Genomic DNA, 15,847 nt, shown 5'->3' with positions numbered 1-15,847 from the left:
TCCGTGGTGCGGCGTGCTCCCCGTTGTGCGGCGCACACCGGGCGCGTCCGACCGGCCCGCACCGGGCGCGTCCGACCGGCCGGCCCGCGGCCGCCACCGGGCGCGTCCGGCCGGCCCGCCCGCGGCCGCCGCCGGGCGCGTCCGGCCGGCCGGCCCGCGGCCCGCACCGGGCGCGTCCGGCGACCCCGCCCGCCGGCCCCCGCGCGTAGGGTCGCCCGCATGGAGGTCACCAAGCTCGAACACGCCTGCCAGGTCGTCACCGACGGCGAGGCCCGGCTCGTCCTCGACCCCGGCGGACTCACGCGCCCGGTCGACGCCACCGGCGTGGTCGCCGTCGTCGTCACCCACGAGCACCCCGACCACGTCACGCCCGAGCAGCTCCACCGCATCCTCCGCGCGAACCCGGGCGCGCTCGTCCTCGGCCCGGCCGGGGTCGCCGCGGCGCTCGCCGACGCGGGCCTCCCGGTCGAGGTCGTCACGGACGGCGACCACCGCACGGTCGGCCCGTTCACGCTCGACTTCCACGGCGCGCGGCACAACGTCATCCACGCCTCGGTGCCGGTCGTCGACAACACCGGCGTCCTCGTCGGCGGTCGGCTCTTCCACCCCGGCGACGCGTACACGGTGCCGGGGGTCCCGGTCGAGGTGCTCGCCGCGCCCGTCGGTGCACCGTGGCTCAAGGTCGCCGAGATGATGGACTGGATCGCCGCCGTCGCACCGCGCCGGGCCTACCCGGTGCACGAGGCGACCCTCTCCGAGGTCGGCTTCGGCATGCACGTCGACCGCCAGCGCGAGGCCCTCGGCGACGGCGGGGACCTCGTGGTGCTCCGGCCCGGCGAGTCGCTCACGATCTGACGTCGGGACGGCCTGGAGGCACGCCCCGCGTCCGCCCCGCGGCGCACCTCGAGCGCGGCACACCCGGGCGACACGCCCCGTTTTGGCAGTCTGCTGCTGCTGTGCCATACTTATCGGGTTGTCGGAACGGCCCCATCGTACAGCGGCCTAGTACGTCGCCCTCTCACGGCGGTAACGCGGGTTCGAATCCCGCTGGGGTCACCACGGTGGCTTTCCTCCGAGTCCGACAACACGTGTGCTCCGTCTCGACGGAACCACGGCCCCATCGTACAGCGGCCTAGTACGTCGCCCTCTCACGGCGGTAACGCGGGTTCGAATCCCGCTGGGGTCACCACACCGACACCCCCGACGAGCTCCCGCTCGCCGGGGGTTTCGTCGTTCCGGGCCCGGGCCCGGGCCCGGGCCCGCACGCACGCACACCCGTACCCGCGCGCGGCCGCCGCCCCGCGGATGGAGCAGTCGACGTCGGATGGCCGGGCCCGACCCGACAGTTCCTGCTCCATCCAGGGGCGGGCGTCGCTCTCCGCTCAGCGCCCGCACCCGGCCGTGGCTCGGCGGATGGAGCAGTCGACGTCGGATGGCCGGGCGCGACCCGACAGTTCCTGCTCTATCCAGGGGCCCGGCGCGCGAAGGGCGCCCGGGCGCGCTGCGCTCAGCCGCCCGTCCGCGCGCGCCGGGCCAGCCGCGCGCCGTGGTCGCCGCCGCGGTCATCCGGTCGAGGAAGGCCAGCGCTGCCCGGGTCTCCTCCGACGGTGCCGCACGGAGCGACCCGGCGATCTCCCGCCCGGCGAACCCGAGGAACGCCGCGTTCGCCCGCTGGGCGGCCTCGGTCGTGCGGAGCGTGACCCGGCGTCGGTCGGTGCTCTCACGATGTCGTGTGACGTGCCCGGCCGCCTCGAGGCGGTCGACGAGCCCGGATGACGTGGACCCGCGCGACCTCGGCGCGACCATGGCGTTCGGCACGATCCCACGCACTGCCTCCGACGACGACCGCTGGCGCTGGTACACGGCCGTCGGCGGGCGTCAGGTGCACCTCCGCCCGGACCCGTACGGAACGACCCGGGCCGTCCTCGCCTACGCCGGACGCGACGACCTGGTCGGCAAGGACCGTCTGGACGTCGTCGCGGCGCTCACCCGCCGGTACGAGGGCGTCGGCTGGGAGACCGCGCGCGTGCTCGACGCCTTCGCCGACACCGAGGACCTGTACGTCGACCAGCTCACGCAGATCCGGATGCCGTCCTGGCGCCGCGGACGTGTCGCGGTGATCGGGGACCCGCGTGGTGCGTCACGCCGATGGGCGGCGGGGGAGCCTCGCTCGCGCTGACGAGCGGGTACGTGCTCGCGGCCTCGCTCGCCGACGCCGTGGAGGGCGCCGCTCCGGACGGACCGGGACACCTCGACCGCGCAGCGCTCGACCGGGCCCTCGCGGCGTTCGACGACTGGATGCGCCCGCTCGTCGACGCGGTCCAGGGCATCCCGGACGGCTCGGTCCGGTTCGCCTACCCGCGCAGCCGGGTCGGCCTGGCCGCCCGGTGGGTCGCGGACGCGGTCCTGCTGTCGACGCCGCTCCGCAGGCTCGCGGCGCGCATGACGCAGGTGGCGGACACCGACGGACCGCTGCCGCCGCTCACGATGACGGTCTGACGCGCGGCGCGCGGCGCGCGGACGCCGGACGGGAGGCGCGGGGCGGGCCCGCCCCGCGCCTCCCGTCCGGCCGTGGTCACGTCGACGACGGGACGGGCGCCTCCCCGAGGAACCGCGCGACCTCGCGGGCGGCCGCGCGTCCCGCGCGGTTCGCGCCGATCGTCGACTGCGACGGCCCGTACCCGATCAGGTGCACGCGGGGGTCGGCGGCGACCCGGGTGCCGACCATCGGGATGCCGCCGAGCGGCCCGCGCAGGCCGAGCGGCGCGAGGTGGTCGAGGTCGGCGCGGTACCCGGTCGCCCACAGGACGACGTCGACAGAGGTGGACGAGCCGTCCTCCTCGACGACCCCGTGCGGGCGCATCGCGGTGAACATCGGTCGGCGCTCGAGGACGCCGCGGTCACGGGCGGCTCGGGCGTACTCGGTCCAGAGCAGCCCGGTGTACGACACGATGCTGCCCGGGGGCCGCCCGGCAGCGACGTCCGCGGCGACCCGGCGCTCGACGTCGACGCCGTCGGTCTCGTGCACGAACGCCCCGGACAGGAACACCGGCTCGCGGCGGGTGTACCAGACCGTGTCGGTGACGCGGCTGATCTCCTCGAGGAGCTGCACCGCCGAGATGCCGCCACCGACGACCGCGACGCGACGGCCGCGGAAGCGCTCGGCGTCGACGTAGTCGCGGCTGTGCAGCTGCTCGCCGAGGAAGTCCTCGGCACCGGGGACCCGCGGCACGATCGGGGTGTTCCAGGTGCCGGTGGCGTTGACGACCGCGCGCACCCTCCAGTCGCCGTGGTCGGTCTCGACCAGGAGTGGGGGCATCGGGGGCGTGGCGCCCGGGTCGGCGCGGACGACCGCGGCGTCGGGGCTGGTCGGCTCCCCGGGATCGGTCGGCGTGCCGGTGTGGGTCCGCTCCTCGTCCCCCTCGAGCGAGCGCACGGCCGTCACCCGGACGGGGCGGAGCACGGGCAGGTGCTCGTGCTGTTCGTACGCGGCGAAGTAGCGCGGCACGGCGGTGCGGCTCGGCTCCTCGGGGTCGATCGGGGGCAGCGGCATGCCCGGCAGGTCGAAGATCCCGTTCACGGTGCGCATCCGCAGGGACGCCCAGCGGTGCTGCCAGGCTCCGCCGGGCTGCCGGTCGGCGTCGAGCACGACCACGGTGCGGCCGGAGCCGGTCGGGTCGCCCTCGTCCTCACCCTCGCCGGTGACCGGCGTGAACCCGCGCTGGAGCAGGTGGTGCGCGGCCGACAACCCCGCCTGACCGGCCCCGATGACCGCCACGGTCGCGGAGTGCGGGGCGCTGGACACGACCCCGAGCGTAGCCGCGCCGGGGGACATCCCGCGTGGACCGATCGTTCTTCCCCCCCGTCCGAGGTACCGCGAGCAGGGCAGTTAGGTTAGCCTCACCTAATGTGAACAGCACCACGTCATCACTGCTCGAGATCCTCGACGCCGGCACCGCCGAGCGCTACCGGGAGGTCGTCGTCGACGCCGTCACCCGCACCGCCGAGCGCTTCGCCACCGTCGGGACCCCCACGACCGACACCCCGGCGGCGACGCTGCGGGACCGTGTCGACGCCGTCGACCTGGACGTCCCGCTCGGGACCGCCGACGCCGCCGTCGCGGAGGTCGACCGACTCTTCAGCGCCGAGGCCGTCTGGTTCCACCAACCGGGGTACCTCGCCCACCTCAACTGTCCGGTGGCCCTGCCCGCGGTCGCCGCCGAGGCCGTGCTCGCCGCCGTGAACCCCTCCGTCGACACCTGGGACCAGTCGCGCATCGGCACCGAGATCGAGCGGCGCGTCGTCCGGTGGGCGACCGAGACGATCGGGTTCCCCGCCGGGGACGGCGTCTTCACCTCCGGAGGGTCGCAGTCGAACCTGCACGCGCTGCTGCTGGCCAGGCAGGCGGCGACCGCGACCGCACCGCAGGGCGGACCGGCGCTCGACGACCTCGTCGTGTTCGCCACCGCCTCGAGCCACTTCAGCGTCCGCAAGTCCGCGATGGTGCTCGGCCTGCCCGAACGGGCCGTCGTCGACGTCGCCACCGACGGCGCGGGACGGATGCAGCCCGACGCCCTGGCACACGCGATCGCCGCCGTCCGACGCGAGGGTCGGGTGCCGACGGCGGTCGTCGCCACCGCCGGCACCACCGACCGCGGCTGCATCGACCCGCTCGGGCCGATCGCCGACGTCTGCGACCTCGAGGACGTCTGGCTGCACGTCGACGCCGCCTACGGGTGCGGCCTGCTCGTGTCCCCGACGCGCCGACACCTGCTCGACGGTATCGAGCGCGCACGGAGCGTGACCGCCGACTTCCACAAGTCGTTCTTCCAACCGGTGTCCTCGAGCGCGTTGCTCGTGCGGGACCCGGCGGACCTCCGTCGCGCGGCCTGGCACGCCGACTACCTCAACCCCGAGGACGCCGACGAGCCGAACCAGGTCGACAAGTCGCTGCAGACCACGCGGCGCTTCGACGCGCTGAAGCTCTGGGCGACGCTCCGGGCGAGCGGCGCCGCGGCGATCGGGCGGGCGTTCGACACCGTGATCGACGTCGCCGAGCAGGTGCACGAGCACGTGCGACGGCACCCGGACCTGGTGCTCGTCGCACCGACGCAGCTCAGCACGGTGCTGTTCCGGTGGCAGCCGGAGGGCGTGTCCGACGCCGAGGCGGACGCCCTCGTCGCTCCGCTCCGCGCCGCGCTGCTCGCCGAGGGGCGGGCGCTCGTCGCGAAGACCGTCGTCGACGGCCGACCGTGCGACAAGCTCACGCTGCTCAACCCCGCCACGAGCGTCGAGCAGGTCGTCGCGGCACTCGACCACGTCGTGGCGACCGCCGAGCGACTGCACGCCGCGCGACTGCACGCCGGGCGGACGCACGCCGACCGCGGCGAGCGCGCCGCGCACACCACCGAGACGACGGGAGCGACCCGATGACCTCCAGCACAAGCACAAGCACAAGCACCAGCACCAGCACCAGCACCAGCACCAGCACCACCAGCCGTACGACGACCGGCACACCCGTCCACGACCTCGTCGGCGTCGGCATCGGCCCGTTCAACCTCGGGCTCGCGTGCCTGACCGACCCGATCGACGACCTCGACGCGGTGTTCCTCGACCAAGCCGACGGCTTCGCCTGGCACCACGGCATGATGCTCGACGACGCCACGATCCAGGTGCCCTTCCTGGCGGACCTCGTGACGATGGCCGACCCGACCTCGCGCTGGTCGTTCCTCGCCTGGCTCAAGGCCACCGGGAGGCTCTACCCGTTCTACATCCGCGAGGACTTCCACCCCCTGCGCCGCGAGTACGACGCCTACTGCCGGTGGGCCGCCGAGCAGCTCGACACCCTCCGCTGGGGCCGCCGGGTCGTGGCGGTCGAGCACGACCCGGACACCGACCTGTTCACGGTGCACGCCGAGACCCCGGACGGACCCGAGACCTACCGTGCCCGGCACGTCGTCACCGGCATCGGCACCGAGCCCGCCGTCCCCGAGGCCCTCCGCGGTCTGGACGGCCCGGTGGTGCACTCCGCGGGCTACCTCCCCGCGCGCGAGGACCTCCGTCGCGCCGACTCGATCGCCGTCGTCGGCAGCGGGCAGTCCGCCGCCGAGGTGTACCGCGACCTCCTCGAGGGCATCCGCGACGGCGGGTACCGCCTCGACTGGATCACCCGCTCGCCGCGGTTCTTCCCGATGGAGGACACCAAGCTCACGCTCGAGATGACGAGCCCGGAGTACACCGACCACTTCCACGGGCTGCCCGGACCCGTCCGGGACCGTCTCGGTCGCGAGCAGCGCGGCCTGTACAAGGGCATCAGCGCCGACCTCGTCGACACGATCTACGACACGCTCTACCGCACCAGCGCGACCGGTCCCGTCCCCACGACGCTCCGCACCGACACGAGCGTCGTCGCCGCCACCTGGATGCCCGACCGCGACCGGTTCCGCCTGACGCTCCGGCACGCGCAGCTCGGCACCGAGGCCGAGCACGAGGTCGCTCGCCTCGTCCTCGCGACCGGGTACCGGCCGCGCACGCCCGACTTCCTCGCCCCCGTCGAGCACCTCGTCGCCCGGGACGAGCGCGGTCGGCTCGCGGTGGCCCGCGACCTGCACGTCGACACCCTCGGCGGCCGCATCTGGGTGCAGAACGCGGAGGAGCACACGCACGGCCTGACCGCACCCGATCTCGGGATGGGCGCGTGGCGGAACGCGTCGATCATCCGGTCCGTCACGGGGCGCGCCGTGTACGGCCTGGAGGAACGGATCGCCTTCCAGGAGTTCGGCCTGCCCGGTGGGCGGCCGGCTCCCGACCCGACGGGGCCGGCCCCGGACGCACCGCCCGCGACGGCGGCCGGCCCGGCCACGGACGACCCGACGGCGGCCGGCCCGGCCACGGACGACCCGACGGCGGACGAACCGACGGCGGCGAGCGCCGCCGGTGCCCGCGCCGGGCAGCACACGGGGGTGTCAGCGTGAGCGCCCCGGGGACGACGGCCGCACCGGCGGACGCGGCCACGGGCCTCCCGTCCGTCGTGCCGGTGGACCCGGGACGGGACGCCGCACTCGTGCACGCGTGGCTCGCGGACCCGGCGTCCTCCTGGTGGGGGATGACCGACCGCGACGTCGACGCGGTCCGCGCGTCCCTCCGCGCCGTGCAGGAGGACCCGGCGCAGGCCGGGTGGATCGTCCGGTCGGACGACGCACCGATCGCCTACGCGGAGACCTACGACCCGTCGGCCGTGCTGCTGACCGACGTGTGGGACGCCGAGCCGGGGGACGTCGGCATGCACCTGCTCGTCGCCCCACCACCCGTCGACGGGCGCGTGCACGGGCTCACGAGCCGGGTGATGCGGGCGGTCGTCGAGCACTGCCGTGACGCCCTCGGCGCCCGCCGGGTCGTCGTGGAACCGGACGTGCGGAACACGGCGGTGCAGCGCAAGAACGCCGAGGTCGGGTTCCGTGCGCTCCGCGTGGTCGACGTCGACGGGAAACGCGCGCTGCTCTCGGTGCTCGACACCGACCGGATCGGCACCCCGGACGACGACGGGCCCGCCGCGCACCTCCGGCCGGAGCACCTCGAGCCCGCCGAGCGGCACCTCGTCGCGAAGGCGATCGCGGAGTTCACGCACGAGCGGCTCGTCACCCCGCGGGCCGACGGCGACGCGTGGTTGCTCGACGCGGGGGACTCGACGTACCGGTTCCGGGCGCGGGTGCACGCCCTCGAGCACTGGGTGCTCGACGAGGCGTCCCTCACCCGGACCCGAGCGGGGGCGGGTGCCGCGGCCGAGACGCTGCCGCTCGACGCGCAGGCCTTCGTGCTCGCCCTGCACGAGGTGCTCGGCATCCCCGACGAGCTGCTCGGCACGTACCTCGAGGAGGTCGCGTCGACGCTCGCGAGCGCCGCAGCCAAGCACCGGCGGGGCGGCCCCTCCGCCGCGCAGCTCGCGCGGGGGCGGTCCGACGGCGACGTCGTCGCCGCGTTCCAGGACGCCGAGGCCGCGATGACCGAGGGACACCCGGCCTTCGTCGCCGCGAACGGGCGGATCGGCTTCGGCCTCGACGAGTACCGGGCGTACGCGCCGGAGTCCGGCGGCCGGTTCCGCTACCGGTGGCTCGCTGCCCGACGGGAGCACACGCACCTGGCGCTCGCCGCGGACCGGACGGAACCGGAGCACTGGGCCGCCGAGCTCGACCCCGCCACCGTGGCCGGGTTCCGCGCGACCCTGGAGCGCCGCGGTCTCGACCCCGACGCGTACACCTGGATCCCGGTGCACCCGTGGCAGTGGCAGCACCGGATCGCCGTGACGTTCGCGCCGGACCTCGGGCGGCAGGACCTCGTCGACCTCGGCGAGGGCCCGGACGAGCACCAGCCGCAGCAGTCGATCCGCACCGCGTTCAACCGCACCCACCCGGACCGCTCGTACGTGAAGACGGCGCTCGCCGTGCAGAACATGGGCTTCCTGCGCGGGATGTCGCCCGCGTACATGCGGAGCACCCCGGCGGTGAACGACTGGGTGGCAGGCCTGGTCGCGACGGACCCGGTGCTCGTCGCCGCCGGGTTCGGGGTGCTCCGCGAGCACGCCGCCGTCGGGTACACCGGCGACGCGTACCACCGGGTGGACGTCGCGTCCCCGCAGCGGAAGATGCTCGCCGCGCTCTGGCGCGAGAGCCCCGTGCCGCGCCTGACGCCGGGGGAGCGGCCGATCACCATGGCCGCCCTCCTGCACCGCGACGCGCGGGGACGGTCGGTCGCCGCCGCACTCGTCGCGCGGTCCGGGCTCGACGCCGCGACCTGGGTGCGGCGGTACCTCGACGCCTACCTCCGCCCCGTCGTGCACTGCCTCACCGAGCACGAGCTGCTGTTCATGCCGCACGGCGAGAACCTCGTGCTCGTGCTGCGCGGCGGCGTGGTCTCCCGCGCGTTCGTGAAGGACATCGGCGAGGAGGTCGTGGTCGTCGGCGACGTCCCCGTCCCGGCCGGCACCGAGCGGATCGTGCACCCGGTCGACGACGCCGAGGCCGCACTCGGCGTCCACACCGACGTGTTCGACGGCGTGCTCCGCTACCTCGCGGCGATCCTCGACGAGGACGGGGTGCTGCCGGCGGCGGCGTTCTGGCGGCTCGTCGGGGCGTGCGTGGACGACGCGGCGGCGGGACGCACGCGTGCGATCGACCTGCGCGCGCCGGACTTCGAGCACTCCTGCCTGAACCGGCTCCAGCTCCGGAACACCCTGCAGATGGTCGACCTGTCCGCGCAGACCGAGTCGCTCGTGCGCGTCGGGCGGATGCCGAACCCGATCGCACGCTGAGGGTCCGTACACCGAGCGGGCCCGCCGGGCGGTGGCAGCCGACCCGGCGGACCCGCTGTGTCAGGCTGGCGGGGTGACCACCGACACCCTCCGCCCACCGCACCGCAGCTGGCGGTTCCTCGGCCTCGTCGCACTCGGCGGCGCGATCGGCACCGGCGTCCGGGCGGCGCTCGCCGCGGCGTTCCCCGCGGTCGACGGCATCAGCTGGACGGTCTTCGCGATCAACGTCGTCGGGGCGTTCTGCCTGGGCGTGCTGCTCGGGACGCTCGCACTGCGCGGGCCCGACGAGGGACGGCGCCGGACCGTGCGCCTGTTCGTCGGCACCGGCGTCCTCGGGGGCTTCACGACCTACTCCACGCTCGCGGACGACACCGCGCGACTGCTCGACGTCGGCCGGTGGGGTGCGGGCAGCGGGTACGCGCTCCTCTCGGTGGTCGCCGGGCTCCTCGCCGCTGCCCTCGGTGCCTGGCTCGCCGGCCGCCGCGGGGCGGCGCGTGCCCGGACGGCGGGGCCGCGATGACCCCGCTCGCCCTCCTGCTGGTCTCCCTCGGCGGTGGGGTCGGGGCCGCGCTGCGGTTCTGGCTCGACGGCGCCGTGAAGGGCCGCACCGCCCGGACCGCCGCCGCCTGGTTCCCGCTCGGCACCCTCGTCATCAACGTGACCGGGTCGTTCGTCCTCGGCGTCGTCACCGGGCTCGGCGAGGCCGGGACGCTCGGCCCCTCCGCGGTCGCCGTCCTCGGGACGGGCATGATGGGGGGCTACACGACGTTCTCGACGGCGAGCACCGAGACCGTCCAGCTGTTCCGGTCCGGGAGGACCGGTGCCGCCGTGCTGTACGGCCTCGGGATGCTCGTCGTCTCGGTCGGCGCCGCCGCGCTCGGCCTCACCCTCGGAAGGAACACATGACCTCGGAACGCCCCGGCGAACTCGTCCTCGTCCGCCACGGAGAGACGGAGTGGTCGAAGAGCGGTCAGCACACCGGCCGCACCGACATCCCGCTCACCGACCACGGCGTCGAGCAGGCGGAACGCGCGGGCCGGTACCTCGCCGACCGGGAGTTCGCGCTCGCCCTGTCCAGCCCGCTGCAGCGCGCCCGCGAGACCGCACGGCTCGTCGGCGTCGACCCCGAGCTCGACGAGGACCTGTACGAGTGGGACTACGGCGCGTACGAGGGCCTCACCACCCCGCAGATCAAGGTGCAGCGGCACGGGCCGTGGGACCTCTGGACCGACGGCGTGCCCGCCGGTGACACCCCGGGGGAGAACGCCGCCGAGGTCCGCGTCCGCGTCGAGCGGGTCCTGAACCGCGTCCGTCCGGTGCTCGCCGAGGGCGACGACGCGATCGTGGTCGCCCACGGGCACGTGCTCCGCGCACTCGGTGCCGCCTGGATCCGGCTCGCCCCGCAGGACGGCGCCGTGCTCAAGCTCGGCACCGCGACGATCAGCTCGCTCGGCTACGAGCACGGCCGCCCGGTGATCGACTCCTGGAACATCGCCCCGCGCGACTGACACCCGCTGGTGCGACGTGCGCCCGCACAACGCGGGTCACGTCGCGCCACGTGATCCCGCGGCGCGACGTGCTCGCGGTGGTGCGGCGCGCCGCACCACCGCCGCACCGCCGCCGCCGCACCCCGTCAGACCGTGTCCCGACGCGGCGCGCCGCGTCAGACCGTGCGGATCGCGCTCGTCGCACCGAGCGCCCGGCCCCGCCGCCGCTCCACCGCACGCCCGACGACGAGCAGCGCCACGCTCACGACCGCACCGAGCGTCGTCTGCGCGATCCGGTCGAGCGCGAGCAGCTCCGGCGCCTCCGGCAGGCTCAGCCACGACACCGCGAGCGCGAGCGGCGTGAGGAACAGCAGCGTCACGGCGTAGTGCCGCGCGACGAAGATCTCCGCGAAGAACTGCCCGACGACCGCGATCACGACGATCCACCAGGCCGAGGGCTCGAGCAGCAGGATGCCGACGGCCACCACGGTCCCGCCGACCGTGCTGACGACACGCTGGGCCGCGCGCGCGACGGTGTGCCGCTGCCGGATCGCCGGGAGGGTCGACACCACCGCGATCACCGCCCAGTAGGGGTGCCCGAGGCCGGCGACCGCCTCGGCGAGCGCCCCGGCGACGAGCGCCCCGACGACGTTGAGCGCGACGGTCTCCCACAGCGCCGCCGTCCGCAGCACGGCGGTGGTCCGGTGCTTGCGCGGCGCGATCGGCCGGAACACGTGCGGCGCGCGAGGGTGCAGCACGAGCCGGACCACCGCGCCCGACATCGCGACGAGCCACGCCCAGGCGACCGAGCAGACGATGATCGTCGCGACGAGCGGCAGGTCGGCGGGGCGGACCGGCACGAGCGCCGAGACGCAGAACGCGAACACCGGGAAGATCGGCTGCGCGGGGATCGTCTGCAGCGTGCTCAGGGTGCCGATCGCGACCACGAGGACGACCACGAGTCCGACCGCCTGCAGCCAGAGCGCGCCGCCCGACAGCGACACCGCCAAGCCCGCCGCCATGCACGCCGCCTGCAGGGCACCCGCGACACCCGTCGTCACCATGCGCTGCCGGTAGGGCTCGGTCGCCCCGAAGATCGCGGTGAACCCGGCGAACATCGCGAAGGCCGCGTACCCGGGCATCCCGAGCGCGATGAGCAGTGCGAGGGGCACGCCGCCGGCGATCGCGGCACGGGCTGCGCCCTCGAGGTTGGTGGTCCGGGTCGAGTGCGCAGGCGTCGTCATGTCGCGTCCATCATCCCACCGCGACAGGTGTCGCCCGACGGGCTCTCGCACCACCGGGAGCACGTCGCGCCACGCAACGACGTGGTGCGACGTGCTCCCCGCTGCGCGGGAGCAACCGCGCGACGCGACGGACGGCCCAGTGGGCCGGGCCCGGAGGCGCGCGGCGGGGCCGACCCACGCCTCCCGTCCGCCACCCACCGGGCCGGGAGGCGCGCGGCGCGGCCGACCCGCGCCTCCCGTCCGCCACCCACCGGCCCGGCGCGCGTGGCGGCCCGACACCGCGCCTCCCGCCCGACGCGCGTTGGTATACCAAGCTGCTACACTCGCCCCACCGAGCGGCGGACGCCGCGACGGACGTCGACGAGGAAGGGCCGGGCCGATGGGAAAGACGCTCGCCGAGAAGGTGTGGGACGACCACGTCGTGGTCAAGGGCGAGGACGGGAACCCGGACCTCCTCTACATCGACCTCCACCTCGTGCACGAGGTCACGAGTCCGCAGGCCTTCGACGGGCTGCGCCAGGCCGGCCGCCCGGTCCGACGCCTCGACCTGACGATCGCGACCGAGGACCACAACACGCCGACCCTCGCGATCGACCGCCCGATCGCCGACCCGACGAGCCGCACCCAGATCGAGACCCTGCGCCGCAACTGCGCGGAGTTCGGGGTCCGCCTGCACTCGCTGGGCGACGAGGAGCAGGGCATCGTCCACGTGGTCGGCCCGCAGCTCGGCCTGACCATGCCCGGCATCACGGTCGTCTGCGGCGACTCGCACACGAGCACCCACGGCGCGTTCGGCGCGATGGCGTTCGGCATCGGCACCTCCGAGGTCGAGCACGTCCTCGCCACGCAGACCCTGCCGCTCAAGCCCTTCAAGACGATGGCGATCACGGTCGAGGGCACCCTGCGTCCCGGGGTCACGGCGAAGGACATCATCCTGGCGGTCATCGCGAAGATCGGCACCGGCGGCGGGCAGGGCTACGTGCTCGAGTACCGCGGGTCGGCGATCCGGGCGCTCTCGATGGAGGGCCGCATGACCATCTGCAACATGTCGATCGAGGCCGGTGCCCGCGCCGGCATGGTCGCCCCCGACCAGACCACCTACGACTACGTCCAGGGCCGCGACCACGCCCCGACGGGCCAGGACTGGGACGACGCCGTCGCCTACTGGGACACCCTGGCGACCGACGACGACGCGGTCTTCGACGCCGAGGTGTTCATCGACGCCGACGAGCTCGAGCCGTTCGTCACCTGGGGCACGAACCCCGGCCAGGGCGTCTCGCTGTCCGAGTCGGTGCCCTCGCCCGACGACTACAGCGACCCGAACGACCAGGCCGCCGCCCGGCGCGCGCTCGAGTACATGGACCTGGCCGCCGGCACGCCGATGAAGGACATCGCCGTCGACGCCGTGTTCATGGGCTCGTGCACGAACTCCCGCATCGAGGACCTTCGCGCCTTCGCGTCGGTGATCCGCGGCCGGAAGAAGGCCGACGGCGTCCGCGTGATGGTCGTGCCGGGGTCCGCCCGGGTGCGGCTCGAGGCCGAGGCCGAGGGGCTGGACCGCGTGTTCACGGACTTCGGCGCCGAGTGGCGGTTCGCCGGCTGCTCGATGTGCCTCGGCATGAACCCCGACCAGCTCGCGCCGGGGGAGCGGTGCGCGAGCACCTCGAACCGGAACTTCGAGGGCCGCCAGGGCAAGGGCGGCCGCACCCACCTCGTGTCGCCGCTCGTCGCCGCCGCGACCGCGGTGCGCGGGACCCTCTCCAGCCCGTGGGACCTGGAGACCGACGACGCCCTGGCGTCCGTGACCGATGCCGAGACCGCCGCACGCGCCGAAGGAGTCAACTGATGGACAAGATCTCCACCGTCACCGGGATCGCCGCACCCCTGCAGCGCTCGAACGTCGACACCGACCAGATCATCCCGGCGGTCTACCTCAAGCGCGTCACGAAGACCGGCTTCGAGGACGCCCTGTTCTCCGGGTGGCGCCAGGACCCCGAATTCGTGCTCAACCAGCCGGCCTTCCAGGGCGCGAAGGTGCTCGTCGCCGGGCCCGACTTCGGCACCGGGTCGAGCCGCGAGCACGCCGTCTGGGCGCTCCGCGACTTCGGCTTCCAGGTCGTGGTCTCACCCCGTTTCGCGGACATCTTCAAGGGCAACGCCGGCAAGCAGGGACTCGTCACGGCGATCGTGACCGAGCCCGACGTGGAGCGGATCTGGGCCGAGATCGCCGCCACGCCGGGGATCGAGGCGACGGTCGACCTGGTCACCCAGCGCGTGTCGATCGGCGCGGTGGACGTGCCCTTCGAGATCGACGCCTACACTCGTTGGCGGTTGATGGAAGGGCTCGACGACATCGGGCTCACCCTCCGTGACGAGTCCTCGATCACGGAGTTCGAATCCCGCCGCTCCCGATGGCGGCCGAAGACATTGCCGGTGAAGTAGTGAACTCTCTCGTACAGGACGCAGCAGCCGCAGGAGCCCGCGTCGGGCTCAAGTCGGACGAGATCGTGATCCGGGGCGGCAAGCCGCTCGTGGGTCGGATCGAGGTCCGTGGCGCGAAGAACCTCGCGACCAAGGCGATGGTCGCGTCGCTGCTCGGTGACACCCCGTCGATCCTCAAGGACGTGCCGGACATCTCCGACGTCAAGGTCGTCCGCGGCCTGCTCGAGGTGCACGGCGTGCGCATCACCGACCCTGCACGAGGCGAGCTCATCCTCGACCCGGCCAACGTCGAGTCGGCGCACTTCGCCGAGATCGACGCACACGCCGGCTCGAGCCGCATCCCGATCCTGTTCTGCGGCCCGCTGCTGCACAAGCTCGGCGAGGCGTTCATCCCCGACCTCGGCGGCTGCCGCATCGGCGACCGTCCGATCGACTTCCACCTCGACGCCCTCCGCGCGATGGGCGCGGTCGTCGACAAGCAGGTCAACGGCATCCACCTGACCGCACCGGACGGGCTCAAGGGCGCGAAGATCGAGCTGCCGTACCCGAGCGTCGGCGCGACCGAGCAGGTCCTGCTCTCGTCGGTCCTCGCCGAGGGCGTCACCGAGCTGCGCAACGCCGCGATCGAGCCCGAGATCATGGACCTCATCGCGATCCTGCAGAAGATGGGCGCGATCGTCACGGTCGAGCCGAGTCGCACGATCTTCATCGAGGGCGTCGAGTCGCTCCGCGGCTACACGCACCGCGCGATCAACGACCGCAACGAGGCCGCGAGCTGGGCCTCCGCCGCGCTCGCCACGAACGGCGACATCTTCGTCGAGGGCGCCGACCAGCAGGACCTCATGACGTTCCTCAACGTCTTCCGCAAGGTCGGCGGCGGGTTCGACATCCAGGAGGACGGCATCCGCTTCTACCGCGAGCGCGAGGTCCTGCGCCCGGTCGTCGTCGAGACCGACGTCCACCCCGGCTTCATGACCGACTGGCAGCAGCCGCTCGTCGTGGCGCTCACCCAGGCCGAGGGCACGAGCGTCGTGCACGAGACCGTGTACGAGAACCGCTTCGGCTTCACCGACGCGCTCAACGAGATGGGCGCCGACATCGTCGTCCACAAGGAGGGGCTGCCCGGTCACGACCGTCGCGTCGCCCGCCGCCCGTTCGAGCAGGCCGCGGTCATCACCGGCCCGACCACGCTGCACGCCGCGAACGTCCGCGTGCCCGACCTGCGCGGCGGCTTCAGCCACCTCATCGCGGCGCTCACCGCCGAGGGCGAGTCGCACATCACCAACGTCGGCATCATCAGCCGCGGCTACGAGCACTTCATCCCGAAGCTGCGCAAGCTCGGGGCCGACTTCGACTTCGCGGGCTAG

The 15,847-nt window shown here is 74.1% G+C and carries 14 protein-coding genes and 2 tRNA genes; 14 read left to right on the top strand and 2 right to left on the bottom strand.

The window, feature by feature from the left end; genetic code table 11:
* Positions 1-219: 219 nt before the first annotated feature.
* From QOL15_RS10290 to QOL15_RS10270, 5 genes are all read left to right on the top strand, one after another.
* The gene (locus QOL15_RS10290; protein WP_071249582.1) at positions 220-855 is read left to right on the top strand and encodes an MBL fold metallo-hydrolase; all 636 of its coding nucleotides are present in this window, start codon (positions 220-222) and stop codon (positions 853-855) included.
* 128 nt (positions 856-983) lie between these two features.
* Positions 984-1,059: transfer RNA gene (locus QOL15_RS10285), tRNA-Glu, on the top strand.
* 54 nt (positions 1,060-1,113) lie between these two features.
* Positions 1,114-1,189, top strand: a tRNA-Glu gene (locus QOL15_RS10280).
* Positions 1,190-1,777: 588 nt separating this feature from the next.
* Positions 1,778-2,179, top strand: coding sequence for a hypothetical protein (locus tag QOL15_RS10275; protein WP_139197617.1), 402 nt, complete (start codon positions 1,778-1,780; stop codon positions 2,177-2,179).
* The gene (locus QOL15_RS10270; RefSeq protein ID WP_071249548.1) at positions 2,149-2,499 is read left to right on the top strand and encodes a hypothetical protein; all 351 of its coding nucleotides are present in this window, start codon (positions 2,149-2,151) and stop codon (positions 2,497-2,499) included. Before QOL15_RS10275 ends, QOL15_RS10270 begins: the two co-directional genes overlap by 31 nt.
* A 76-nt stretch (positions 2,500-2,575) precedes the next feature.
* On the opposite strand, the gene QOL15_RS10265 is transcribed toward QOL15_RS10270, so the two are convergent.
* A complete protein-coding gene (locus QOL15_RS10265; RefSeq protein ID WP_254784155.1) occupies positions 2,576-3,805 on the bottom strand; it encodes an NAD(P)-binding domain-containing protein in 1,230 nt (409 codons plus the stop codon).
* Positions 3,806-3,909: 104 nt separating this feature from the next.
* Here QOL15_RS10265 and QOL15_RS10260 point away from each other — a divergent pair, with 104 nt between their 5' ends.
* The 6 genes from QOL15_RS10260 (at position 3,910) to QOL15_RS10235 (ending at position 10,815) form a co-directional block, all read left to right on the top strand.
* Positions 3,910-5,433, top strand: a complete 1,524-nt coding sequence (locus tag QOL15_RS10260) for a pyridoxal-dependent decarboxylase (protein WP_254784154.1) — start codon at positions 3,910-3,912, stop codon at positions 5,431-5,433.
* Positions 5,430-6,974, top strand: a complete 1,545-nt coding sequence (locus QOL15_RS10255; RefSeq protein WP_083394088.1) for a lysine N(6)-hydroxylase/L-ornithine N(5)-oxygenase family protein — start codon at positions 5,430-5,432, stop codon at positions 6,972-6,974. Before QOL15_RS10260 ends, QOL15_RS10255 begins: the two co-directional genes overlap by 4 nt.
* Positions 6,971-9,307 (top strand): GNAT family N-acetyltransferase, encoded by a 2,337-nt coding sequence (locus QOL15_RS10250; RefSeq protein WP_071248882.1) that lies wholly within the window; start codon positions 6,971-6,973, stop codon positions 9,305-9,307. Before QOL15_RS10255 ends, QOL15_RS10250 begins: the two co-directional genes overlap by 4 nt.
* Before the next feature lie 73 nt (positions 9,308-9,380).
* A complete protein-coding gene (locus QOL15_RS10245; RefSeq protein WP_071248879.1) occupies positions 9,381-9,827 on the top strand; it encodes a CrcB family protein in 447 nt (148 codons plus the stop codon).
* On the top strand, positions 9,824-10,213 hold the full coding sequence (crcB, locus tag QOL15_RS10240) for a fluoride efflux transporter CrcB (protein WP_071248876.1): 390 nt from the start codon (positions 9,824-9,826) through the stop codon (positions 10,211-10,213). The genes QOL15_RS10245 and crcB overlap by 4 nt, the downstream gene beginning before the upstream one ends.
* The gene (locus QOL15_RS10235) at positions 10,210-10,815 is read left to right on the top strand and encodes a histidine phosphatase family protein (RefSeq protein ID WP_065962715.1); all 606 of its coding nucleotides are present in this window, start codon (positions 10,210-10,212) and stop codon (positions 10,813-10,815) included. The genes crcB and QOL15_RS10235 overlap by 4 nt, the downstream gene beginning before the upstream one ends.
* 155 nt (positions 10,816-10,970) lie before the next feature.
* Here the strand turns inward: QOL15_RS10235 and QOL15_RS10230 are convergent, their stop codons facing one another.
* Complete coding sequence (locus QOL15_RS10230) at positions 10,971-12,038, bottom strand: FUSC family protein (RefSeq protein WP_071248873.1); 1,068 nt, start codon at positions 12,036-12,038, stop codon at positions 10,971-10,973.
* Between the two features lie 379 nt (positions 12,039-12,417).
* Between QOL15_RS10230 and leuC the strand changes: the two genes are divergently transcribed.
* Genes leuC through murA form a run of 3 tightly spaced genes read left to right on the top strand, consistent with a single transcriptional unit; the run spans position 12,418 to position 15,847 of the window.
* Positions 12,418-13,884 (top strand): 3-isopropylmalate dehydratase large subunit, encoded by a 1,467-nt coding sequence (gene leuC / locus QOL15_RS10225; RefSeq protein WP_065962720.1) that lies wholly within the window; start codon positions 12,418-12,420, stop codon positions 13,882-13,884.
* On the top strand, positions 13,884-14,480 hold the full coding sequence (leuD, locus tag QOL15_RS10220) for a 3-isopropylmalate dehydratase small subunit (protein ID WP_065962722.1): 597 nt from the start codon (positions 13,884-13,886) through the stop codon (positions 14,478-14,480). Before leuC ends, leuD begins: the two co-directional genes overlap by 1 nt.
* Positions 14,480-15,847, top strand: coding sequence for a UDP-N-acetylglucosamine 1-carboxyvinyltransferase (murA, locus tag QOL15_RS10215; RefSeq protein WP_065962723.1), 1,368 nt, complete (start codon positions 14,480-14,482; stop codon positions 15,845-15,847). The genes leuD and murA overlap by 1 nt, the downstream gene beginning before the upstream one ends.

The organism is Curtobacterium sp. MCBA15_012, from assembly GCF_001864935.2.
Taxonomy (GTDB): domain Bacteria; phylum Actinomycetota; class Actinomycetes; order Actinomycetales; family Microbacteriaceae; genus Curtobacterium.
The sequence above is the reverse complement of the archived record's forward strand: the minus strand, read 5'-3'. Positions and strand labels throughout refer to the sequence as shown.

What these genes read in the sequence shown, in the direction of transcription:
- QOL15_RS10290 (WP_071249582.1), top strand. Translation starts at nt 220, where the DNA reads ATGGAGGTCACCAAGCTCGAACACGCCTGCCAGGTCGTCACCGACGGC.
- QOL15_RS10270 (WP_071249548.1), top strand. Translation starts at nt 2,149, where the DNA reads ATGGGCGGCGGGGGAGCCTCGCTCGCGCTGACGAGCGGGTACGTGCTC.
- QOL15_RS10255 (WP_083394088.1), top strand. Translation starts at nt 5,430, where the DNA reads ATGACCTCCAGCACAAGCACAAGCACAAGCACCAGCACCAGCACCAGC.
- crcB (WP_071248876.1), top strand. Translation starts at nt 9,824, where the DNA reads ATGACCCCGCTCGCCCTCCTGCTGGTCTCCCTCGGCGGTGGGGTCGGG.
- QOL15_RS10235 (WP_065962715.1), top strand. Translation starts at nt 10,210, where the DNA reads ATGACCTCGGAACGCCCCGGCGAACTCGTCCTCGTCCGCCACGGAGAG.
- QOL15_RS10230 (WP_071248873.1), bottom strand. Translation starts at nt 12,038, where the DNA reads ATGACGACGCCTGCGCACTCGACCCGGACCACCAACCTCGAGGGCGCA.
- leuC (WP_065962720.1), top strand. Translation starts at nt 12,418, where the DNA reads ATGGGAAAGACGCTCGCCGAGAAGGTGTGGGACGACCACGTCGTGGTC.
- leuD (WP_065962722.1), top strand. Translation starts at nt 13,884, where the DNA reads ATGGACAAGATCTCCACCGTCACCGGGATCGCCGCACCCCTGCAGCGC.